This window comes from Maricaulis sp. (assembly GCF_039978735.1).
Lineage (GTDB): Bacteria > Pseudomonadota > Alphaproteobacteria > Caulobacterales > Maricaulaceae > Maricaulis.
This window is the reverse complement of the sequence record NZ_JBDWAS010000020.1, coordinates 52,519-75,799: the sequence shown is the minus strand read 5'-3', so window position 1 is coordinate 75,799 and position 23,281 is coordinate 52,519. Positions and strand designations below refer to the sequence as shown.

14 protein-coding genes and 1 pseudogene are annotated in these 23,281 nt (G+C 65.4%); 2 read left to right on the top strand and 13 right to left on the bottom strand.

Annotation, left to right across the window (positions count from 1 at the left end; all coding sequences use genetic code 11):
- Positions 1-66: 66 nt before the first annotated feature.
- The 6 genes from ABJO18_RS06170 to ABJO18_RS06145 all read right to left on the bottom strand — a co-directional run bounded on the left by ABJO18_RS06170 (position 67) and on the right by ABJO18_RS06145 (position 10,383).
- Entirely contained in the window at positions 67-1,296 is a 1,230-nt protein-coding gene (locus ABJO18_RS06170) for an MFS transporter (protein ID WP_348506442.1), read from the bottom strand.
- The gene (locus ABJO18_RS06165; RefSeq protein ID WP_348506440.1) at positions 1,293-3,416 is read right to left on the bottom strand and encodes a serine hydrolase domain-containing protein; all 2,124 of its coding nucleotides are present in this window, start codon (positions 3,414-3,416) and stop codon (positions 1,293-1,295) included. The genes ABJO18_RS06170 and ABJO18_RS06165 overlap by 4 nt, the downstream gene beginning before the upstream one ends.
- Positions 3,413-4,978: a sulfotransferase gene (locus ABJO18_RS06160; RefSeq protein ID WP_348515795.1), complete on the bottom strand. Its 1,566-nt coding sequence runs from the start codon at positions 4,976-4,978 to the stop codon at positions 3,413-3,415. The genes ABJO18_RS06165 and ABJO18_RS06160 overlap by 4 nt, the downstream gene beginning before the upstream one ends.
- A 47-nt stretch (positions 4,979-5,025) precedes the next feature.
- Complete coding sequence (locus tag ABJO18_RS06155; RefSeq protein ID WP_348506780.1) at positions 5,026-7,410, bottom strand: TonB-dependent receptor; 2,385 nt, start codon at positions 7,408-7,410, stop codon at positions 5,026-5,028.
- A gap of 62 nt (positions 7,411-7,472) precedes the next feature.
- The gene (locus tag ABJO18_RS06150; RefSeq protein WP_348506779.1) at positions 7,473-8,393 is read right to left on the bottom strand and encodes a carbon-nitrogen hydrolase family protein; all 921 of its coding nucleotides are present in this window, start codon (positions 8,391-8,393) and stop codon (positions 7,473-7,475) included.
- Positions 8,394-8,541: 148 nt separating this feature from the next.
- A complete protein-coding gene (locus tag ABJO18_RS06145; RefSeq protein ID WP_348515794.1) occupies positions 8,542-10,383 on the bottom strand; it encodes a PLP-dependent aminotransferase family protein in 1,842 nt (613 codons plus the stop codon).
- Between the two features lie 296 nt (positions 10,384-10,679).
- On the opposite strand from ABJO18_RS06145, the gene ABJO18_RS06140 reads away from it, so the two are divergent.
- Complete coding sequence (locus tag ABJO18_RS06140; RefSeq protein WP_348506782.1) at positions 10,680-10,841, top strand: hypothetical protein; 162 nt, start codon at positions 10,680-10,682, stop codon at positions 10,839-10,841.
- Between the two features lie 34 nt (positions 10,842-10,875).
- Here the strand turns inward: ABJO18_RS06140 and ABJO18_RS06135 are convergent.
- From ABJO18_RS06135 to ABJO18_RS06110, 6 genes and pseudogenes are all read right to left on the bottom strand, one after another.
- Positions 10,876-11,013: pseudogene (locus ABJO18_RS06135) on the bottom strand (IS6 family transposase); the annotation flags it as partial.
- 163 nt (positions 11,014-11,176) lie between these two features.
- Positions 11,177-13,168, bottom strand: coding sequence for a VWA domain-containing protein (locus tag ABJO18_RS06130; RefSeq protein ID WP_348506777.1), 1,992 nt, complete (start codon positions 13,166-13,168; stop codon positions 11,177-11,179).
- 22 nt (positions 13,169-13,190) lie between these two features.
- Complete coding sequence (locus ABJO18_RS06125; protein ID WP_348506776.1) at positions 13,191-14,018, bottom strand: hypothetical protein; 828 nt, start codon at positions 14,016-14,018, stop codon at positions 13,191-13,193.
- Positions 14,015-15,019: a hypothetical protein gene (locus tag ABJO18_RS06120; RefSeq protein ID WP_348506775.1), complete on the bottom strand. Its 1,005-nt coding sequence runs from the start codon at positions 15,017-15,019 to the stop codon at positions 14,015-14,017. Before ABJO18_RS06120 ends, ABJO18_RS06125 begins: the two co-directional genes overlap by 4 nt.
- A gap of 25 nt (positions 15,020-15,044) precedes the next feature.
- The gene (locus ABJO18_RS06115) at positions 15,045-16,268 is read right to left on the bottom strand and encodes a hypothetical protein (RefSeq protein ID WP_348506774.1); all 1,224 of its coding nucleotides are present in this window, start codon (positions 16,266-16,268) and stop codon (positions 15,045-15,047) included.
- 96 nt (positions 16,269-16,364) lie between these two features.
- Entirely contained in the window at positions 16,365-20,159 is a 3,795-nt protein-coding gene (locus ABJO18_RS06110; protein WP_348506773.1) for a hypothetical protein, read from the bottom strand.
- Positions 20,160-20,307: 148 nt separating this feature from the next.
- Between ABJO18_RS06110 and ABJO18_RS06105 the strand changes: the two genes are divergently transcribed.
- On the top strand, positions 20,308-20,889 hold the full coding sequence (locus tag ABJO18_RS06105; protein ID WP_348515793.1) for an ECF-type sigma factor: 582 nt from the start codon (positions 20,308-20,310) through the stop codon (positions 20,887-20,889).
- Here ABJO18_RS06105 and ABJO18_RS06100 read toward each other — a convergent pair.
- Positions 20,813-23,257, bottom strand: coding sequence for a protein kinase (locus ABJO18_RS06100; protein WP_348509630.1), 2,445 nt, complete (start codon positions 23,255-23,257; stop codon positions 20,813-20,815). The two genes, ABJO18_RS06105 and ABJO18_RS06100, sit on opposite strands and share 77 nt — an antisense overlap.
- Between the last annotated feature and the right edge of the window lie 24 nt (positions 23,258-23,281).

The window sequence follows — 23,281 nt, the reverse complement described above, 5'->3', positions numbered from 1 at the left end:
GGAACCATCCCCTGTCACTGTTATGGGGCCAGATTGCCGGTTTTCTCACCCGTGCAATAGGGCCAGTTAGGCGCGATCCGTCGAACCAGTTTCCAGGTCCTGCCCGCGGGCCTGTCCTCGCGCCTCATCGAGACGCCGCGCCGGCCAGAGCATGAAGACCAGGCTGAGGAACAGGCCAAGGATGGCGATATTGACCAGCATGCCGAAGCCCGCCCCGCCACCCAGAATGGCGCCCGCGATCATCGGACCGGACGCCAGTCCCATTTTCGAGATGAAGCCGGCGAAGGCTGAGGCCCGCCCTGCGGCATCGAACTCGGCCGTCATGCCGAACAGGTAGGCGATGACGAAACCCCAGGTAATGCCGGTACCGCAATTGGCGATCATGTAGGCGGCCGGATGACCGCTGAAATGGAACAGCGCCGTGCCCGCAAAGGTCAGGAGCATGGACGCCCCCAGCAACCAGAACCGGCCAAAGCGCAGACCGCACACCATCACCAGGAGGGGACCTGCCAACGCAACCCAGGTCGCCAGACCCAGGGCGGTCGACACGTAGGACCGGTCCAGGCCGTAGTCGATGCCCAGGCGGATGATATAGGCGAGCAAGCCCATATTGGCCGCCTGGAACAGAAAGATCGCCACATAGGTCAGCGCGAGCGGCGGCCAGTCGATGCGGCTGTTCGCCTGTTTGTCAGTCTCGCGCGGCGGGTATTCAGCCAGAAAGGGCAGCATCACGAGCGTTGCGGCGCTGAACAGGGCCAGGGCGATGAACAAGGCCTGCGTTCCAAAGACCGGTGCCAGCGGCGGCAGGACCATCACGGCCAGCCCGCCCAGGCCGAACTGGACGAAAAGCAGCATGCCGAAGGTCCGGTCCGGATTGGCGGTGCGGGCGATAACGGCGAAGGCCGTACCGGTGAGCACGCCCCCGACAACCCCATGGGCAAGGCGCACCGGCAACAACACCTCGAAACTGGCAATCCAGATCGAGGCTATGTCCACGGCAATCAGGATGACAAGACATATCCAGGCCATACGCCGCCACGGCCAGCGCTTCACCAGGAATACGGCCGCCAGAGCCCCGATGGCCGCACCGTAGATATTCGCCGACCCGATTTGACCGGCCTGCTCGTCAGACAGGCCAAGACCACTGACGAGACCGTCGACGATGGCGGCCATGATGTTGACGTAAAACAGGCCCGCCGTTGCCAGGAAGGCCAGCATGACCGCCGCAATCAGCCCGTCGGGCGCGGCCGTCAAATGCGGGAAGGGCATGCGCGGCGTCTGGCTGTGAGCGGTCATCTTGCGTCCTCGCAATAGGGTTGGATGGCATGGGATGCGACGGCTGCGCGCCGCCAGGCGAACTCGCGGCCGTCGCTGACATAGGCATAGACATGGCCATTGGGGATCAGCGCGAGGGTTATGCCGCCATAGCCGGACAGCGCCGGGATCCACACGTCCGACGCACAGCCCAGCGCCGGACCGGCATTCCAGGCCCAGAATCCGTTCTGATAGCGTTGAACGCCACTTCCGGCGGCCAGGCCCCGGTCGGCCGGATCACGCTGCAGCGCCGCGGCCAGCATGGCCGGATCGGCCCATGCGTCTCCTGCGACCTGACCGCCCTCCTGCAGGAAGCGGCCCAGTCGCATCATGTCGTCCAGCGTGAGGGTCAGCCCCCAGCCGCTGACCGGTTGGCGGCCCCCGTCATAGGAACGCCGGGTCGTGTTCATCAACGGCGACAGGTTCAGTTCCCGCCAGAGCGGGACCAGGAGATCATCATAGAAGTCCGCATCGGCGCGGCCGGTCTGCGCCCGCCAGAAGGCCTGCATCGCTGTGCCCAGAACATAGGTATCGGTCGTGTGGTAGACCCAGCGCGCGCCGGGCTCGGATTGGCGCGGGTGCTGGTTGCAGGCCAGATCGATGCGTTCGGCGTGGGTCGAGCGGGACATGAATTCCCAAAGCTCCGGCGCGCCTTCGTCCGCATCGAATTCTGCCGACGTATAGAGCCCGGTGGCCATATCCAGGGCGTGCTCGAAAGTGACACCGGCCCAGCGCTCCGCGTCACACGCATCGACATAGTCGGAAACCAGCGACGCGCGCGCGCCGGGATAGAGATGTTCCAGGCGCATCAGCGCCAGGCCGGCGACGACAGATTTGGCCAATGAATAGGATGGCAGGGCGAGGCCCGCACAGAAGGGATCCGGGCCGAAGCGCGTCTGGCAGCCGCCCGCATAGACGACGTCATCGATCAACACGCCGAACACACTCATCGCCTCCGGCGACACCTCGAGCGGCGAACCGAAACCGGCCGGATCGGCACCTTCGAAATCGTCGGCGAGCGCCACGATGTGCCGTCGCTCGTAGGACTGATCCTCGCGCGGCAGAGCGGCCGGCAATTCAATCGGCTCGACCGAAACACTCAGCCGGCTCCAGAGATCGAACTGGTAGTAGGCACACGTCTCCGCCCCTATCTGCAACACGCCTTGCGCGCCCTCTCCGGACGCATCGGCCCCGATGGCCAGCCAGCCGGTGTGTAGACAATTGGCGTTGCGTTCCTGCAGGGCCACAGGGAAACGGACCTGCAAACCGCCCGCTTCCAGCCACACGCGCCCAGGCTGGACAACCCATTCCCAGTGCTGACTGTCCCCGGGCTGCGGTCCCCGCTGCAACGGCCCGGCCCGCCCGTCCCGGCCGACCCAATCCACTTGCAAAGGCGGAATGGCCGCTATGCCGGGTTCACCTGCGTAGTCGAACTCGTCGTGGACAACCCGGAAACCGTCGGGGGTCTCCCGCCCGTCCAGCCGGATCTGAAAGGACATCACCGCCTCCGGCACCACCGCACCGGCCGGCATGGCAAAGGCCTGTGCCGCCAGAGGGGCGGACAAGGGCCCGGAGCCTTCCGGGATCTCCTGGTCCAGCTCTGCAGCAGACCTGGACCAGCCCACCCGCAGGCCATCAGCCCAGCAGGTATCATTGCTGGCATTGCCATCAATACGCAGGCGAACGGCAATCCACGGACGCCCGGCAGCGTCCGGCACATCTGCCCCCACGCGATGCAGGCTGACCGCATCATCCAGCCCGTCGCCGATCTCCCCCGCCGGGCGCCACGTCTCGCCGTCGATCGAGGTTTCCAGCCGGCAGGCGTCCGTGCCCTCCAGATCATCCGCGGCAAAACTGACGGCCACGCGGACCTGAACCGCGTTCTCGGGCAAAGCGACCACTGTCGCAGCCCAGGCATTGCGCTGCAGCCGCAGGGAGTGGTTGCCGGCATATTCGGTAAGACGGATATCGCCGCGTCCCGGGTCGCCGCGCCAGCGCTCTCCCAGTCCGGACTCGAAGTCGTCTTCGAAGGTCCCTTGCGCCCACGCGGCCGTGCCGCCGAGAAAAACCAGAGCCGCAGCAGCGAGCAACACCGGTCTCATGAGACACCCAATTGGCGGGCCAGCGGCGCAAGCTGCTCGGCATAACGCTGCCACAGCCCGACCGAGCTGCTGTAGAGCGGCTGACGCACCTGCGCTGCGCTGTGCGTGGCCGACGGGCTGGCATTGCGATGAAAGTCGAGGCAGGCCGGTTCAAACGGCACACCGACCGCGTCGAGCAGCCGCCGCGTCTCGCCGTCCTGATCGGCGATGATGTCTTCGTAGCGCACATCATGGACGCGACCGGGCAGAACGGCATGCCAATGCGTCATCAACCGGTCCTTGGCCTGCATGTAGGCGGCCAGATCAGCAAAGTCGTAGGAATAGGGATAGCCCATCCGGAACAGCGCCTTGTAGAGCGAATAGGCATTGTCCATCGGGTCGCGATGGACATGGATGATGCGGGCGCCGGGCAGGGCCGCCGCGATCAGCCCGATGTAGAGAAAGTTCGCCGGCGCCTTGTCGATGAAGAGGCGGGCATTGCCCCGCCTTCCGGCAAGACGCTCAAGATAGGCCGTTCCCAGTGCCGCCGGATCCAGCGCTGCCGCGGCGTCGATCAGCTGCGCCTTTCCGCCAGCCTGCCGGCACAGCCCGGTCAGGGCGAGCGGAAAGTCATTGAGTTCACCCAGGCTCTCGATTTCGCTGTGTGCACTCAGGATACGGTCGGTCAGCGTGCTGCCGCTGCGTGGCAGACCCAGGATGAAAACCGGCCCGTCGGCTTCAACACCCGCGCCCGCGGCGTCGAGCCAAGCCTTGTCGAACCGTTTTGCAATCGCGTCCATCGTTGCGACATCGCCGCGGACATCATAGCGCATCATGGCGCGCCGGGCGTCCGCCCCGGCCTTCAGGGCTTCGAAACTCTCGGCATCACGGCCGAGATCCTCCAGCTCCTTGGCGAGGGCGAAATTCAGCTGCACCGGCGCCAGCGCGGTACGGTGCGGCACCCGGAGCATTCGGCGCAATTCATCGACATGATTGCGGGCGGGCGTCTGCTTTCGCACGGTCGAGCGATTGTAATACGCATCATAATCATGCGGTGCGCGCCGGATAGCCGTATCGAAGGCCTGTTCCGCCTCGCCAAGCCGGCCCACGGCGATGAGATGCGTGGCGCGCGCATAGTGCAGCTCCGCGGCCCCGGGCGTCAGCGACAGCGCCTGGTCAAAACAGTCCAGCGCCGCATCCGGAAGACCGCACTGACCCAGACCCTCCCCGATCCTGGCAAGCCAGTTGGCGTCATTGTCTGCATCGGCTCGCATGTCCCGGAAGGCCGACGCCGCTTCTTTCACACGCCCGAGGTGAACGAGGGCCTCGGCATCCATCAACCGCGCCAGGGGAGAGGCCGGATCAAGCTTCAGGGCCGCCCCCAGCGCCTCGCGCATCCCGGCATGATCGCCGGCCATCTGGAAGCAGCGGGCAAGCGCCAGCCAGCCATCAATATAGTCGGGAAACTCGGATGTCAGCGCACGCGCTTCGGGCAAGCCGGTATCCACCCGGCGGGTTCGAAGGGCCTGGTCAATCCGGGCTAGCCGGGTTTTCGGGTCGGCAGGAGAAATGGCGGTATCCATGATGAGCAATCGGGGCAGCCCGGCCGGACCGCCCCGATCCTATCCGATCAGAAGGAATAGCGCAGCGTCGCGCCCAAAGTCCGCGGCAAGGCAATCATCTCCTTGTTGCCGTTGCCGAAGTATCCCTCGCCCGGAGCCGTGCCCATATAGGCTTCGGTAAACACGCCGGTGACCCCTTCCTCATTGGTGATGTTCTTCACCCACAGCGACAGGTCGAGGTTATCGCGCGACAGCGTGGTGGTCAGGTTCCAGATCGAGAACCCGTCCAGCGGCACATTGAAGGTCGGCGAGGTCGACACCGCATTACGGGTTTCGGACTGGTAGTAACCGTCCAGCCGGGTGAAGGAGACCCAGCCTCCCAGGTCGCGGGTATAATCCAGCGACCAGTTGAGCTGGTGCTCCGGCGTACCTGGCAGCATGGCACCGTCCAGGGCGATCGGCAGGGCCGGTGCCGGACGATCAGGCGCGTGGAAGTCGGCACTGAGCTGTGCATCGATGTAGGCATAACCGAGCGCGTAGTGCCAGGCGTCGCCGACAAAGCCCTCGAGAGACGCTTCAAGACCATAGGTTCGGGCGGCATCACCGTTCTGGACCGCGAAGAAGCCCCAGTTGGTCGTCGAGGTATTGAATTGCGGATCCGACCAGTCAACGTAGAACAGGCTGACATCATAGATGAAATTGCCACGGTCACCCTTGATGCCGATCTCGTAGTTGATCACCGAGTCAGACCCGTACATCTGCCAGGCCGGATCCTCGGCATAATAGCCGGACAGCGGCACGGCATTGGCGCCCCCCCGGCGATAGCCCTCCGAAATGGTGGCGTAGAGCATGTCTTCCTCGGAGAAACGCCAGGCGCCATTCAGCTTGAACAGGATGTCGTCTTCCGAGGTTTCGAAATTGGCGTTCACGTCCGGGAAGAGGCCGGCCCACAAGGGCAGCGCCATATAGGTGTCGTTCTCGGACTCATTGTCGAAATAGCGGCCGCCGAAGGTGATATCGACGTCTCCGGACGCATGCCAGGTCAGTTCGCCGAACAGGGCTGTTTCGGTGAAGTGCTCGGTCTGACGATAGTCCCAGTCCTGATCGCCGCTGACTGCACCGGCCGCTCCCGGAAGCAGGGTATCCCACCAGTTCTTGAAGCCGACCAGATAGCTCTGCTGGGTCATTTCGCGTTGCTGGCTGCGATAGAAGGCACCCACGACATAGTCGAAATTGCCGCCATCATCCGACACCAGGCGCACTTCCTGGATCACCGCCTCGTCGGCATAGGAACGCACGGCCTGGGCCATCGGACGCGGATAATTATAGTAGAAACCCAGCCAGCCGGCCTGGGCATAGAAGCCGGTGTTCTCGCTGATGCTGTCACCAGAATGGTCGTAATGGGACGTCGAGGAGGTCAGGGTCGCAAAACCCAGATCCACTTCGGCCTCCAGCGAGGTCATGTTGATGTCGCGGCTGGACGGCTCCAGCTGGATCGAGCCGTTCTCATACTCGTCATACGCATTGCCAAAGCCGTCAAAACCAACGGTTTGCTGCCGGCGGCCACCGACGTCATCCGACTGACGGGCATGCACGATGCGGATCGACGCATTGTCGGTCGGCTCCAGCAGCAGCGTTGCACGGCCCATCCAGGTATCGAACGTGTCTGCGTCTTCCTCGATACGATAGGACGCGGCCGGGTCCAGCACGCCATTGGGTGCGACCGGCACCCCATTGGCGTCGAGTTCATAGAGATTCACATAGTCGGTGATGCCCGGATAATCGCCGAAACTGCCGACAAGGCGCAGCGCCGCGCGCTCGCCCAGCGGAAGGTTCAGCACCGCATCGGCCGCGATACCGAAATCTTCTGACCCGTTGACATGGGACAGCGAGCCGGTAACCGAGCCGCCGAACTCACCCAGTTCCGGGTCACGCGTGATGTAGCGGATCGTGCCGCCCAGGGCACCGGACCCGTAGAGCGTGCCCTGCGGACCGCGCAGCACTTCCACACGCTCAAGGTCGCGCAGCGCAAAGTTGGCGAAGATCGGTGTGTCATTGACATAGGTCGAGACCGAGGCAACCGACGAGACGGCATAATCGCCCAGCGCATTGCCATCCACGGCGAGTCCCCGGATGCGGGCTGCGTTCATCGTGCCGGAATTGCGGGCTCCACGGTCCACCACAGTCACCCCCGGGATCGAGCGGAGCAATTCCGCCTCGTCCAGGATTTTGCCGGCTTCGATCGCCTCGCCGCCGACGGCGGAAATATTGTACGGAACGTCCGACACGGTTTCCTCACGGCGCGTCGCCGTCACCGTGATCACGTCGCGCACGGTGGCGCCCTCCTGAGCCAGAGCGACACCGCCCAGCCCGGTAGTGGCGAGCGCGGTGCCGCCCATCAGCAGGGCCATCAGCCCGCCTTGTGTCGAGATCTTCATATCTGTCTTGCCCATGATGCTCTTCCGGCCAGAGCCGGTCCCCTTTTGTCTCCGCGGCCCTGTCCGGCCGCCCGTCACTAATCGATGATCGTCAGCCGAGGCTTGCGATCCGCTCCCTCGCCCGCAGCGTCTTCGGTTGGCTCTTTGCGTTCTTTTTCCGGCATTTCGAGCGGACCCATCGCTTGCATGACCTGGCGCCGGGCGCCTGCGGTTTCATGCAACGGGAAACGCACATCGCTGTCGCGGAAGCTCTTGAGTACCTGGCCCAGCCCCTGCCAGCCCCGATCGCGCAGGCGGCTGACCTGGTCGAGATCAAGGTCAAGGGCGATAACTTCGCGGCCGGCGCCGGTTTCGCAGATCACATCGCCACCCGGGCCGTAGACGGCCGACCGGCCCACACCGAGATCGCCCGCCAAGTTCACGTCGACGAAGTAGCACTGGTTGATCGCGGCGTTGGCCCGCGCGATCGATAGCTCGACATCGCGATCGATCGTGTTGGTCATGGTCGGCAGGAGGATGACTTCGGCCCCCATGCCGGCCAGCGTCCGGATCATTTCCGGGAACCACATGTCATAGCAGATGGCGATGCCGACCCGCCCCGCACCGGGAATGTCGAACACGACATAGTCGCGGCCCGGCTCAACCCCCGCCTCATACGGCAGAAACGGAAACATCTTGTCGTAGCGGGCCACGACCTTGCCGGACGGATTGAAGACCGGGGTTGTATTGAAGATTGCGTCGTCCCGGCGTTCATAAAGGGAGCCCGGCACCAGCCAGAGGCCTGTCTCCACTGCGAGCGCGGCCAAACGTTGTTCGGTCTCGCCGCCCGCAGGCTCGGCGAGATCCAGGCTGGCCCCATGTATCGCGAGCTCTCCGATGACAACCAGATCGAGCCAGGGGAACCGCTTGGCCACGGCCCGCACTTCACGCTCCACCAGTTCCAGATTGCCTGTCGAACCAGCGGCCAGTTGCAGAGCGGCGACGCCGAGTGATGCCATGAATCCGTTTCCTCCCGCGGCCTCCCGGAAGCAGGCCCTGTCCATTCAGTGACGGGAGCATGACAGTCAGGCCAGGCCGCGGTTAGAACCAGTTGGTCGCGGGGTATAGGGCCAGATCGGGCGCGGAACTCGCTCTGATGAGGCCAGGTCAGACCGTTAAGGGCGCTGACGCCAGCACGGCCTGATCGACGACATGCCCTGCCTGGTCGAGCCAGAGCAGCAGATCGCCCTCGATCGCGACGGAGAATCCGAGCACTTCCCCGAAGGCCCAGTTTCGCCACTGGCGGACCCATTGGTCTCCGTCCACCCACCAACGGCCTGCATCGCGATCTTCTCCGGCATAGCCGGCCTGGCCGGTCATCCGGCCGTCCGCGTGCAACTCGATCGTGCAGGGATCACCATAGACCGTCTTGTAGAGCAGGGTCGCACCGGCGAGACGGTCGTGCAGCTCCGAGCCCGCAAGCACATGGAAGGATGGATGATCGTCAGAACCCGCTTCGGCCAGAGCCCGCATCGCCATCGACAATTCCGCAATACCCTTGCGGATCGCCGGCGCGGCCAGCGATGTGACGCCCAGCCGGAACATGGTTTGTGCCTTGGGAGCCTCGGCAAACCAGTGGTCGGCTGGCTCGATCAGAATGCCGCGGGTTTCCGCTGCACGGATCACCGCCTGTGCATCCATGCCTTCGGGGCCGCGGACCCAGTAGGAGGTGCCTCCTTCCACTGGTGCGACGGCTATGGACAAGGGTCGGTAGTGGTTCAGCGCATCCCGCAAGGCAATCAGCCGCTCAGCGCAAACCCGGGTCAGGCGCCGCATCATGGCATCATAGTGTCCGAGCGACAGGAAGAAGGCGGCCGCGCGCTGATTGTTGGGGGAGGGCCGTCGCGTGGTGAGGTCACGCAGCCGGCGAGCCTCGGCGATGATCTCGGGCGCTGCCACCATATAGCCAAGCCGAACGCCGGGCGCGAGCACCTTGGAGAGAGACGCGACGTAGACCACCCGCTCCCCGCCGTCGAGACTGCGCAGCGCTGGAACGGCGCTACCCAGATAATTCATCTCGCACTCAAAGTCGTCTTCAAGGATCAGAAAGTCCCGGGCTTCGGCCATGTCCAGCAGGGCCCGGCGACGCTCCGCCGACAGGGTGACGCCGGTCGGACGCTGACGGCTCGCGGATACGCAGACAAGTTCGCAGTCTTCGAGCCTCGAATCGACGAGAATTCCCTTGTCATCCACGGGTTGATGGACCAACTCCGCTTCCCGCATGGCCAGCAAGGCGCGCAGCTCGGGAAGCCCCGGCTCCTCAACGGCGACACGGCTTGCCTTGTTGACCAGCAGCTGGATGGCCAGGAACAGCGCCTGCTGTTCGCCGACCGTGATCAGCAATTCGTCCGGTCGCGCCGTAATTCCGCGTCTCGGCAGCAATTTGGTGCGGATTTCTTCGACAAGCGCGGGATCATCGACCTCGCCATTGTCCAGGGACCACTGATCCACCTCCGAAGCCGCCAGGGCCAGCCGGCTGGCTTCGCGCCATTCGGCGATCGGAAACAGTGAGCGATCATACCGGCCTTCAATGAAGGGGTAGCGGAATTTCTGCCAGTCAGGCGGGCACTGAAACCCGGGAGAACCGCCCGTCCGCTGCGGCAAGCGTCGCGCGAGCGCGCCGGAAAGGGCCGGCGTCCGCGTCTTGTTCGATTGTGACGGGGCGACCAGGCGACGGGCCTGGGCGGCCTCCGGCACATACAATCCGGATCGCTCGCGCGCTTCGATATGCCCTTCCGCGATCAGCTGCTGATAGGCTAGGAACACTGTATTGCGCGACACACCCAGTTCGCTCGCCAGCTTGCGGGACGAGGGCAACCGCTTTCCGGGCGGAAACACCTCCGCATAGATCGCTTCGATCACCCGGCGCCGGATCTGCTCCTGCATCGACATCTGGCTTCGCTTGTCGATCCGGAAGAGCGGAGCAAGTGATTGGGAGTGTTTGGCCACGGCGCGTCCGGTCCATCCAAGATCGACCTCATCTCACAAGAGAACCTTATGACCGGCAAGCCTGTTCCTGCACCCCGGCAGTAGCGCGCGGTTTCCCATGCAATCGGAGCGCGGACTGACTTGCCGATCGCGCCTGGTGGCGAGGACGAATTTCAAACCCGGGATCCGGACAGCCAATCCCCACATACCGCGAACCAAGCGCAATAGGGCTGCCAGCTCTCGAGACTAGCCCGCTCCGGTCTGGGCGAAATGGCGGTGGTGGAAGACAAAAGCGGACCAGTCTCGAAAGTCCGGGTTTGAGCCTGTTTTCAAGCTGCGAGTTGGCACCATTCGACCAGCGCGGTGGGGCGGTTTTCCTTGAGATCTTCGCGGCGGCAAAAATGACGTTCGAGGTTGAAGCGATTGTGGACGGGAGACTGGACAGCGGCGAATTTTTTGTCGGCTTTTTGCTCGCCTGAATTCCGCCATCGCCCTCTCGCGTCGCCGCAAGGGTTGGTGCGAGTTTTCAGCTCGTTTGTTCAGCCAACTCCTAGTCTCCTGCCGGCCGACGTTCCCGAGTTCGCGAAGCGCTGACCTGCAGCCTATCAGCTTATCGGTCACGATCACTCCTGTATGGCCATATCCCTTCATCGCCCTGCGGAGAACCGTAGAGCTGCCTTGCGAACTCGGCGTTTGGAGACAAGCGCCTCGAGCACCTCCCCCTCTGACAACGCCCTTCGACCAAAGCCGCCTGGAGCTTGAAAACCCGGCTACACACTGCCTGACGAAGCTGCGAAGTAGCGGTCCGGCCTTTCTAGTTCACGATGATGGAGGTTTCTGCCAACACATGGGCCCCATCGATCGAGACGACGTAGCGCAAACGATATGTGCCGGGTGTATCGGGGGCTTCGAGTTCGACGCGGCCCTGCGGATCGACGCTGCCCCAGCCCAGCGAATAATCGCCATCGCTTGTTCCATCCTGGGCAAAGTCGACATAGTCACCATCAAGCCGGGGACCGCTGGCGGTGACCGTGAAACTCGCACCGGCAGCCACCGAAGCAGGCGCCTCGATCGCGACCGGGCCGGCCGCTGCCGTCACCGGTGAGCTGGCCAGCACGGTCGATCCGTCGGCGGCGTCGCGGACATAGCGCACCTCATACGCACCGGGCACCGCCGGAACCCGCAGGGTCATCTGCGAGGCGCCGCGCACATGATCCCACGCGCTGGACAGATATTCCGATGCAGGCGCGCCGTCCGGGACCACCCCGACCCAGTCGCTGTCTTCGCTGTCACCGGAAATCGTGACATCGATCGACCAGCCGGCAAAGGCCTCGGACGGCGCCACGATCAGGGCATCCGCCGACTCGACCGTGACGGGACGGCGCGCGAGCACGGTCTGGTCATGACCCAGCACATAGACGAGTTCAAAGTCCCCGCTCGTGCCTGGCGCCGGAACCTCCAGCACGCCGTCCTGCGTCGAGGCAGTATGCGCATAGGCCTGCCCCAGAACGTCGCCGGCCTGCCCGCCGACCGGCACCAGGCCAATCCAGTCATCCGCCTCGCCCGGACCGGTCCATTGCACGGCAAGCACGCCTCCAGCCCCCACGGTCGCGGGCGCATCGAGGCTCGCCAGTGCCGGCTCGACGGTAAAGACCGCCGAGCCTATGACCTGGTTCAGGCCGGAATGGACATACTGGACGCTGTAGCGCCCGGGCTCGCCCGGCATCCGGATCTGCGCCGGCTCGCCATCACGGGTCCAGGCCGAATAGGTGTTTTCAAGCGGGTCGCCATCCGGTTCGGCCAGACGCAGATAGTCATCCTCTGCGTCAGGTCCCTGCCAGCTGAAGCGCGCGACCTGGCCAGCCTGCGCCGCGCCCTCGAGCGCGACCTGTGCGTCGGGCAGTTCGGTGGCAACGACCACGGTAATTCCGTCGGGCTCGCGGGCAGTGACATCTGCCTCGACCGCGCCATGCCCGGCATCTGTCAGCGCGACGGCACGATAGCGGCCAGGCACCAGATCGACCGGTCCGGTCACGCCGTCTGCCACAACGGCACCACTGGCCTGATCGATCAGGAAGAAGCGGGCATCGGCAATCACCGGACCGCCTTCGCCTCGCCGCGCCATCAGCGCGATGCGGCGCGGCGACGCCGCGGCCACCGGCTCGGCCGACGCTGCCGTCCGGAAGGCGGCGGCCAGTTCGGCACCGTCGGAGGCATCCAGATAGGTGCCGCCGGTCTGCCGGGCGATACACGCCAGGCTGGCCCGCTCGCCCGGTGTGCGAATATCGAAGCCGACGACATGCGTCGTCAGCTGCACGCCCGACGCGGCGAGCTCCGCCGCCATGGCGCACGGATCGCCGCCACACGTCTCCACACCGTCGGTCAGCAGAATGATGGTCCCGCCATCGGGCCCCAGCGCGCCGGCGGCCTGCCGGACAGCCGCCGTGAGGGGGGTCTTGCCACGCGGCACCAGCCCGTTGACGTCGGCTATCACGGCATCGGCGTCCAGCCGTCCCAGCGGCCGTACCTGCTCGATATCGTCACACCGTCCAGCCTGCCTGTGACCATAGGCGAACAGGCCCAGACGCGTATCCGGCGCGATCCCGCGCACATAGTCCGAAAGTGCCGAGCGGGCGATCTCGATCTTCGCCGTTCCGTCGATCTGCCCCCACATGGAGTTTGACGCATCGACGACCAGAACGGTGTCGCCGGACTGGGCCTGTGCCGCCGGAAGACCGGCCAGCGCAAGCGTGGAGAGAGTGGCCACGCCCGCCAGCAGGCGGCGGGTCAGAGCGGAAACGGTCATGAGGCTTCTCCTTGGACGCCGGTCAGTCGGAAATGCGGGACATGCGGGTCTCGATCACCGTGCGGCAATCCTCCCCGCCTCCCAGCGTGCTGACGAGTTGCGGCGGGAAATTGAGACGGACGACACCGACGGTCAGAAGCTCGGCCGGCGAGACGACACGGACAGTCAGCTGCATGTGCGGCGTCATGCCCTGCGCTCCGGGCAGATCGGCCGAGCCGACCCAGGTGTTCGGATCCGCCTGCAACCAGTCGAAATTGAGCTGGTCGCTCAGCCCCGGCAGAGAGGCCGGGTTGAAGGGCTGGTCAAACTCGATCCGGCGCGGCGCTGTATCGATCCGGCCGGCGGAAGAGAGCGAGCCCAGATTGCTGGCAATCATCGACGGGCAATCGACGGCTTCGACAGCGCCGGGTGCAGCCTGCCACATGCCGCTTCGCGGCTGCATCGATCCTGACGGCGAAGATGACGGGGCCGGAGCGCGATCCGGCGCAGGCCGCGTTTCGGGCGCAGCGGTGCGTTCGTCCTCCGGAAACAGCGCGATCTCCACCGTTCCGTCACCGCCCAGTTCGCGGTCGATATCGGCCAGCGGCTCGGTGCTCCAGCGCGGGCTCTGGCCACTGTCCAGGATGAGGATCGCGTCCGGTGAAGGCGGCGGGGCGATGCCGAACAGGACTGCGGCGTCAGACGGCGTCAGACTGCCACGGACATTGATGTCCGCCCCGCTGCCATCGGCCGCGCGGGTCACCACCACAGTATCCTGGCCCGGATTGTACTGGGCCGCTGCCGGAGTGGCGATCGCTGCCGCCGACAGGCTGGCGAGAAGCAAGATGCGAAGTGTGCTGGGCAGTCTCATGCGCGTGTCTCCTGCTGCGTGGCGGACGCTCCGCCCGTGGCCGCACCGGCGGCTTTGCCGGCCCATTGCGAGGCCTTGTCCTTGATTTTTCCGAACTTTCCAGAAAGCCCGTCGAGACGGTTTTCCCAGGCCGGATCCATGGCCTGCCCCTCGATGGTCTTGAAGAAGACCTGCATCATGCAGGTCACGGCGAGTGGCTCGATCAGGGCCGCCTTCACCGCCCAGGCAAAGATCAGGGCGAAAACGATACCGCCGGCCGACCATGCCCCCGGGATCAGCCAGACGATGGCTGCTGCCGGCGCGAGCATGACCAGGAAGACGAGAAAGGAGAGGCCGTAGACGAAGACCGCCAGCCAGGCGGCATTCTTCAGCATCACCTTGTAGTTTTGTCCGTAGTAGACCAGCGCATCGCGTGCCGACGCCCAGGGATTGTCGGAACGGGTCCGGATTGCATAGGCGAGAATGATCTCGTCGACGAAACCGACCGCGACTTTCAGGAAGGCCCGGATCAGGCCGACAATGTTGTTCAGGCCCGGAATGGGCAGGAAAGACGCGATCCCGTCCATCAGGCCCGTGACCGCGGCAATCACGCCCTTGATCAGCTGATCGAGACCGAACAGCACGCTGGACTGGGCAAAGCGTGACTTCACCGCCGCCGCACCATGCTCGATCTGGCCCTTGCCGCCAGGCACTTCGCCGCCGTCCAGCAGCTCGACCAACACGGCGATGTGCGCTGCCTTAACGAGATAGAGTACGTATTCACGTGCCAGATAGAGCGCGCCGCCCGTCACACCCAGACCGATAAGCCCGCCCCAGAGCGCGCCGGTGGCACGGCTTTCGGCGCCACCCATGGCGCCAATACCCCATCCCGCACCGGCCGACACGCCGGTCACCAGAACCGTCGCCACAGCGATACCGGCATAGACCGCGAGGCGGAACAGCAGGAAGGGCAGGGTCTTGCCCATCAGGCCGAAGGCGCGAGAAAGACTGAACTCCCACATGATCTTCTCCTTCTGAACCAGCCGGTCAGCGTTGCGGGCCGAAGCCGCTGGCAGACGCGAAGACATCGCCTTCGGCCAGGAATGCGGTGGCGTAGCTGCCCATCCAGACCTGATAGAGGCCCGGCTCCGCATCAGCGAAGCGGATGCCCGGGTTCAGCGACCATGCATCGTCATTGCAGTACCAGCGCCCGTCCGGAGCCCGGATGGCCAGCGTGGAGTCCTGCGGCGCCTGCGCGGAGACAAAAAGATCGCCGTTGCGGCCGCTATAATCGATCTCGACCGACGGCTCGGTCGTATAGGTGCCGACACACTGGAAGTTGGTGTGGGCGATGAGACTGACCGGTCCGCCATAGGTTACCGGCATGCGTAAACCGCGCGCTTCGCCGCGAAAATCGTGGCGCCCGCCGAGCGCTGCAGCATCCGGGTTCAACATGTTTCCGACGCTTTCCAGCCCCGTGCCGGCAGCAACGCCCTCCGCCGTCATAGCCCCGCCGGTGACGGCCGCTGCGATCATGCGCCGGGCGGCGCTTGCCGGATCACCGCCGATCATCGAGCTGACAGGATCGAAGCCTGAGAAGGACAACGTTCCTTCCAGCGTCTCGCCCGCATCCAGATTGCCGACCCAGATGTCGTAGCGCCCGCCAGGCGCACCATTGAAAACAAGGCGCGGATTGAGATTGCCGCCACTGTCGTCATCGCAGTACCAGCGGCCGTCCGGCGCCCGCACCGTCAGCGTCGCATCGCCGGACGACACGAAGTTCACGACAAGATTGGCCGCATCATCACCGCTGTAATCCAGCGCATAGTTGGGCAGCCGGCCGGCGAAACCGCGACAATCGCCCAGACCCGCCTGCGTCGCCACCTCAGTCGCACCGCCGGCATGCGCCGAGACCATATGCGGGTCGGGCTCGAATCCGGCCTGCAGGCGTGCCTGCCCCTCCTGCGTCCGCCCCCCGGCCTGAAGATCGGAGGGCCGGGCCTCGCGGCCGCCTGCAGAACCGCCGGCATAGCCAGCTGCATTCATCACCGCTTCCAAAGTCTGGGCGACGGCCTCGTCCTGGCTGGCCGTGCCACGCGCAACGTCTTCGCCGGCCGCGGCGATACGTTCTGCCGCTTCACGGCTGCCCAGCGCGTCCGCGAGGGCGTCGACCGCCTCTTCGCGGCGGCGCTCTTCTTCGGACTGGCCGCAGGCAGCCAGAGGCAGCAGGGCGGCCGTCAGGGCCAGGGTCGAAATCCGGATCAGTCTCATGGCAAATTCCTCCGTTCATGAAGGGAAACGGAAGCGCCGGGGAGAATGGGACATCGCCGGGCAAAAAAATTCGCTGCTCCTTGTCATACCCGCCTGTCAGTTGCCTTCGCGGATCGTCCGCACGGCATCGCACAGGCCCCGCCGGTCATAGGCAGGATTGGTGAGGGACGCTTCCAGATCCGCCCGTATCTCTGCCGCGACCGGTCCACGCATCTCTTCGGGGATGGCGGCGGTCTGGAAATCCACAAAGATGTCGAGATCCGCAGCGCTAAGGGCGCAGCCCTGCTCCACCGGCGTGCGGACCAGAACGGGCTCGTCACCGCCGGTTTCAAGCGTGTAGCCCGGTTCAACCGCCGGGCCCGATATCTCTTCGCCGGGACTTTCCCGGCGAACGAGCACGGGGACGGGTTGCTGTTCGCGAGCGGCCTGACGGTGCAGGTCCGGATTGATCGGGCCGGCATCTGCTTCAGCGATTTGCCAAACAGGTCCGGGCACCGGAATTGCGGCTGGCTCGGGCTGCGCCGCTTCGGGCAGATCGAGCGCCGCGGAGGCACGATAGGCGATCACGCCATTCGTACGTTCGACAATCATCCGGCCCGGACCGGAAACCCCGTCACCGGCGAGATCCGCCACCGGGATCGCAATCCCGCCGCGATCCCGCCCGAACCCGATCATGACCGCCTCGCCGCCGTCCGGCTGCCAGAACAGGCGGATGTCGCCGTCCGACCCATCGGGCGCCCAGCGGACGGCCGCCACACCGGCTGCGATGCCGGCTTCCAGCGAGCCAAGGGGCTCCACAGCCGCAACCGGAATGCCGGCAAGCCGGTCTGCGGTATGAGGATTGACCAGCCGGACCTCACGCACGGCCGGCGCGACATCAAGGTCGAGGGCAAGAAAAACATCCAGCCATACCGGCGCGTCGCCAGCGTCCGGAAGACCGTCGAGCGTGCGGCTTGCGAGGACCTGTCCGGCCTCGTCCAGCACGTCGGCACGCAGACCCGGACCGCCACCGGCTGGAAGCGTCTCAGGGTCACCGACATCGGCCATCATGGCCGAGAGCATCGGCCGGTAGGGGATGCGCAGACTTTCGCCACTCCCCGAGATGCCGAAGCCGACCAGGAGACCCGGCGTTTCGCCTTCGGAAACATAACGATATGTCGGCAGGGCCTGACCGGTATCTCCGACAGTTTCGCGCCAGCGGACACGATGCATCTCCACCAGCACGGCCTCCACGCTTTCGCTGGAGGAGCGGGACAGACCCTGCTGCGGCCCGTAGTACCCGGAATTCGTACTGCGCGGATTGCGCATGGCGGCCATTACCTGGAGGTATTGATCCATCTGGATTCCGCCCTCCAGGGGATCGAGCGCCGTGTTGTACATCAGGGGCCACAAGTCGCGGTGCTCGGAATTGCCGTCTTCGGAATGGCGATAGCCGACATGCCCGTCAGGCCAGATCATGACCTGGTCGATGCCCGGCCAGCGCAGCGGGCCGCGCCGCCGGATATTGGCAACCTCTTCGACAATCCGGTTCTGCTCGCCGCGCCGGTTATAATCATTGGGGACATGGGCCAGGCCGAAGGTGTGGCCGATCTCATGTGCTATCACGGCCGGTATCCTGTGCCGGTAGGGCAAGGAGTCGAGCCCGATCAGAAAACCGCGGTGCCGGCTGTCCGCATCGTAGAAGGCACGCGCGCCGCCATACGGGATGGGCAGGCTTCCCAGGCAGATCTGCGGCCCCACACAGGCCGGCAGAATGACCCGGCGGTAGAACTCTTCGATCTGGACGGTAAGAATGGCCAGATCGGCAGCACCATTGTCGGCACCGCCGCGGATTCTCCGCACCTCTTCCTCACCCTCGTCATTCGTGACGACCTGGCGCACACCGACGCCCCGCATCTCGAACCGGCCGCTGCGTGACAGGGTCATGCGGTTGAGCGGCAGATAGCGTTGACCGGCGCTTTCGACGAGCGCCCAGTCGGTCGCAATATAATCCGCCAGACGCACGGCGCCGGAATTGAGCCGGTCGCGATTGCCCAGCGACTGGTTGGAGATATTCACCCAGGCGTCCTCACCGGCCAGGACGGCGTCGTCCAGGTCCGCGGCATCATCGAAGGCGAGTGTGAACAGGCGCACCGGAATGGTGACCGGATTGGGCAGGACCTGCAGCGTGCGCTCGGGCGTGTATGTCAGCTGCGGTGACTCGCGGCCGGCATCGGCGGATGTGAAATTCACCAGACCGACTGTCATCTCCAGCTGCGCGTCGCGCGGCTCTCCCCGCCCGGGTGTCCAGCCGGTCGTCAGGGCGCGATCAATGCCGAGACGCCGCATCTCCGCCGACACCGTGTCGATGCGCGGGAACGGAAACTCGGTCCTGTCGAACCGCGCCGGCGTTCCCCGCGCATTGCCAACCTCGGCAGCATCGAGACGGACACACATCCGGTCCGGCATGGCTGCACTGTCGTGCCGGTCGCGTTCTGGCGGCCATTCAAAGCGGGACCGCAGGACAACGGGCCGGCCGGGCAGGACCGGCGCGTCGCGCGATCCCTGGTAGGCGTGGAAGTCCACAGCATCGCCATAGAGGGACTGGAAGGTGCCGCTATCGCTGGCCGGGGCGGTCTGGAATTCGAAACTGAACCCGCCGTCCAGCACCTGCCCCGGATCCAGGCCGAGCACGCCATTGGCGCCGCCGGTGACCTCGACCCGGTAGCGCGTCAGCGGGAACAGTGCCGTACCGGGCTCCAGATGGACCAGACCCTGGCCGTCCGTGGTGAAGGTCTGGCCGGTATCCTCCCACCCCGTTCCGCGCAGCGCCATGAGGCGGACATTGCCGGCAAGGCTCCGCCGCGAAACCGGCTGAGAAAAGCGGATATCCACGACCGGAGCGGCGGGATCGTTGTTGGTGCACTCAACGGTATTCTGATCGGGTCCGCGCAGGATGACCGGCTCGGGGCCGTAGGACACCACTTGCAGAACGCCGTCATCGATCGGTGCGCCGGCATGGATCTGGCCGCGTGCCGAGACCAACGGACACAACGCCTCGTCAGGGCCTTCAACCGTTCCGGAAAAGATGAGGTGAAAATTCGCGGGGCTCGGGTCGACAATCTGAACCACCGGCACGGCTTGCGCAAAACAGGCCGCCTGCTGCAGCTCTTCGATACTCCCGTAACCGGTCCCCGCCTCGAAACCCGGGCCCAGAATAGTCTGCAGGCCCATCAAGGCGTCCGTCGCGCGCTGACGCTCCTCCGGTTCCAGTTCTGCGAGGTCGGCTTGTACCTCGGGCCGGCCGAGAACGTCTGCCCCGGAAATGTTCGACCCGATCTCCATCAGCGAGCGGCACGCCGGCGCGGGCAGGGCAACGGGGCTCGCCGCCACACCCGCAGGCGGTCCGGCCGTCAGATCATAGCGCTCCATCTCAGCTTCGCTGAGCAAGCGTCCATTCACGGCCTCGCCATCGACAACCGGAAAGATGAAGCCGCCGCCCAGTCCGCCGCTCCCGGCCATCACGACCTGTATCCCCGCCGGCAAGCCATCCGGCCCCGGCTGGAGGCCGGTGCGCGAGATGGTCAGCATGGCGGGGCAAGTCACGCTGTAGGCTGCCGGTTCGCTCCAGATCACCGAAATCGAGACCGGGATTTCCATCTGCAGGGAATCCGTGCGCCCATCCCGTCCGCGCAGCCGCTGCCACACAGATCCTTCCGGCAGGCCATCTACCTCGACCCCGAACACGGCGGCAACCTCATCAGCGTCCTGGACTTGCGGGCGGGCATCCAGCGCCGGTTGCGCCTGGGCCTGGGCCGCAATCAGGAGCGCCGCAACAAGCAATCCGGAGCCAGATCCGGCCAGGCGGCGAGGTCCGCCCTCTCCGGCCGTTTTCGATACCTGCCGCACCATCCCGTCTCCTCCATGCATCCGGCGTCACACAGGGAAACGGAATGCATCGGCGGAATGGGACATCACCCGGTCCGGCGCTTTCACCTTGAAACCGGACGCAAAAATGAAAACACTGTCGGCGAGGGACGGTTTTCACCGAGGCAGTCTTATGACGGCAATTACTGCGGAGCGCGACGCGGGGGCGTCCGCGCGATCGCCTTCCGAGCTCGAAATCCTCGTTCCGGCCATGTGGGACGAGCTGCGGCGCATTGCCCGCAGCCATCGCCGCCGCGTCGGCGCCGGCGAGACCCTGCGCACAACGGCCCTGCTGAACGAGGCGTGGCTGAAATTGCGGCGGCAGGACATCTTCATCGACGACAATCACTTCCTGTCAGCGGCGGCCGTCGCGATGCGGCATGTCCTGGTCGACCATGCCCGCAGCCGCCTCGCAGCCAAGCGCGGCGCCGGGCAGATCGACCCGTTGCTGGAGGATCTCGATCCGTTCTGGGAGAGCGACGAACAGCTCGTCGAGCTCAACGACGCACTGACCCGGCTCAAGACCATGGATGAGCGCCTCGGACGCGTTGTCGAGCTGCGCTTTTTCGGCGGCTACACCGAAGACCAGACGGGCACCATCCTGGGCGTCTCGCGCAAGACCGCCCAGAGGGACTGGCTCAAGGCCCGCGCCTGGCTTCACCGGGAACTGACAGGTCCGGATCTGCCAGACCATACTGCACTCGCAGGGTGTTGATCGTCGCGATATAGCGCCCACCGGCCGGGCCGAGCGTTGCGAAGGCGGCTTCGGCGCGGTCCAGCCGCTCGGCCGCAGCCGCCAGATCGCCACTGTCGGCAAACACCCGGGCGGCGCCCACATCAAAAGCGCCCTGAGCCGGGGAGCCGGGTTCTGTGGCCGATGCCAGCCGTTCGTCATCGTCGAGCATGACCGTCCAGGCTTCACCGGACCGGCCGTCGGCAATCAGCGCCTCCAGCAGACCTGCGCTCGAGGCGGCGAAGTGGAGACTGCCCGACCCCGCGAATTCAAGCGCCATCTGGCGGGACCGGCCCAGCACGCCTGCTGCCAAGGCATAGTCACCGGTCGCGATCAGCGACTTTCCATAATTCCCGAGCGCAGCCGCCAGAGCCGCTGACGGACCATAGAGCGCCTCGCGCAATTCTGTGGCTTCACGGAAGACCGGGGCCGCCCGGTCGGGTCGGCCCAGAAGAAACTCTGCCGCGGCCAGATTGTTCAGCGTATTCAGCGCGTCCGGCCCGGTGTCGAGATCATTGATCCGCCAGATATCCCGCGCCCGCGCCAGCTCCTGTGCCGCCGGTTCCAGCTGTCCGGCCATCAGCAGCATGACCCCCAGATCATTGTGGAATACGCCGGTCTCGCGGAAGTCGGCACCGTTGAGCGCAATCTGCTCCGGCAGGACCTGCCGCAACAGGGCGATCGCATCCTCGATCTGCCCCTCATCCCGCAGCAGACGGGCCTCCACGAGACGGCTGTCGACCTGCTCGCGCCTGTAGCGCACCGGGTTGGTTGCCCAGAAGGCCTGCGCCGCATCCAGCTGGGTGCGCGCGAGATCAGGTTCGCCGCGGCGCTGGCTGACCTGGGCCAGATCATAGGCCGCGGTGGCCCGCAATTCCGGCGACAGGACATCCATTGCGACCAGCCGGCGGAGCAGCGGTTCGGCCGCCTCGTAATCATTCACGTGGAAATAGAGCTCGGACAAGGCGTGCAGCACTCGCCCGCCCGTTTCCGGGTCCTCGGCAAGCCGTTCAGTGACCCGGGTCGCTGCACTGTCCAGCACATCGCGGATCCCGACCTCTCCCTCCCGCTCGGCCGCGTCGCGCAGCATGAAGAAGAGATAGTCCTGGACCGCTGCCAGCCGGGTCTGTTCGCGGACGACGCTGTCGCGTTCGGCCCGGATCTGGGCCTGCTGCCAGGCGGATATGCCCAGACCAGCAGCCAGGACGACGATCAGCCCGGCAACCGACAATGAGGCAACCGCATGCCGTTCGAAAAAGCGGTGAAAACGATAGACGGCCGAGGCTGCACGGGTCGAAACCGGTTCTCTCGCCAGCGCCCGCCGTAAATCATCCGCGAAAGCCTGCACGCTGCGATACCGGTCTTCCGGACGGGCGGCGAGCGCCCGCATCAGGATCGCGTCGAGATCCGCCCGCAGCGCGCCCGGCATGACGACTGTTCCGCTTTCGTCGCAAAGCCGCGTCACCGGCGCGCCTTGGCTGACCCAGGCCATGACGGACAGGGCCGATGCACCGGTGTCGGCGGGCGGATGGCCGGCCAGCAGCTCATGGAGGGTTGCCGCCATGGCATAAACATCGCCGGATGTGCCCGCCGCATCGCCCAGGAGAACTTCCGGCGCGGCATAGCGCAACGACGCCCGCGCCTCGCCGGCATCACCGGCACCCGCGGAAATACCGAAGTCGATCAGGCGTGTCCGGCCATTCTCGTCGACCAGTATATTGGACGGCTTGATGTCGCGGTGAACCAGCAGGCGGGAATGGGCATAATCGAGACAATCGCAGACCTCGAGCACCAGCCGGACGCGGTCTTCCGCCGAACAGTCCCGCTCCCGGCACCAGCCGTCCAGCGGGAGCCCGTCGACCCGCTCGACGACCATCCAGGGCCGTCCGTCCGCGTCCACGCCGCCATCGAGCAGGCGGGCAATGCCCGGATGTTCCAGACGCGCCACGGTCTGGCGTTCATGGTGAAAAAGGGCAACGCCGTCCTCGTCCAGCGGACCGAGTATCTTGAGCGCCGCGTCCTGCTCGAACCCGCCATCGATGCGCTCGACGGCATAGACATCACCCATTCCGCCCTGGCCGATATGACCGGTGACAGCCCAGGCCCCCACCCTCGAACCGATCTTGAGCCGGAGACTGTCTGCATCAGGTGTGGTGGTTTCTGCGCGAATACCGCGCTTGCCATACGGGTCTGGAAACGCTTCACCCGGCTCCAGGCCAGCGAGCATCTCGCGCAACTGCTGCCCGAGCTCCGGATCCTTGCCGGACACTTTGTCGACGATCGCGTCCCGATGCTCGGGAGCCGCATCGAGAACCGCATCGAACGATGCGCTTAGGCGTGACCAATCCATTGTTTCTTGCCGTCTTTTTGACCG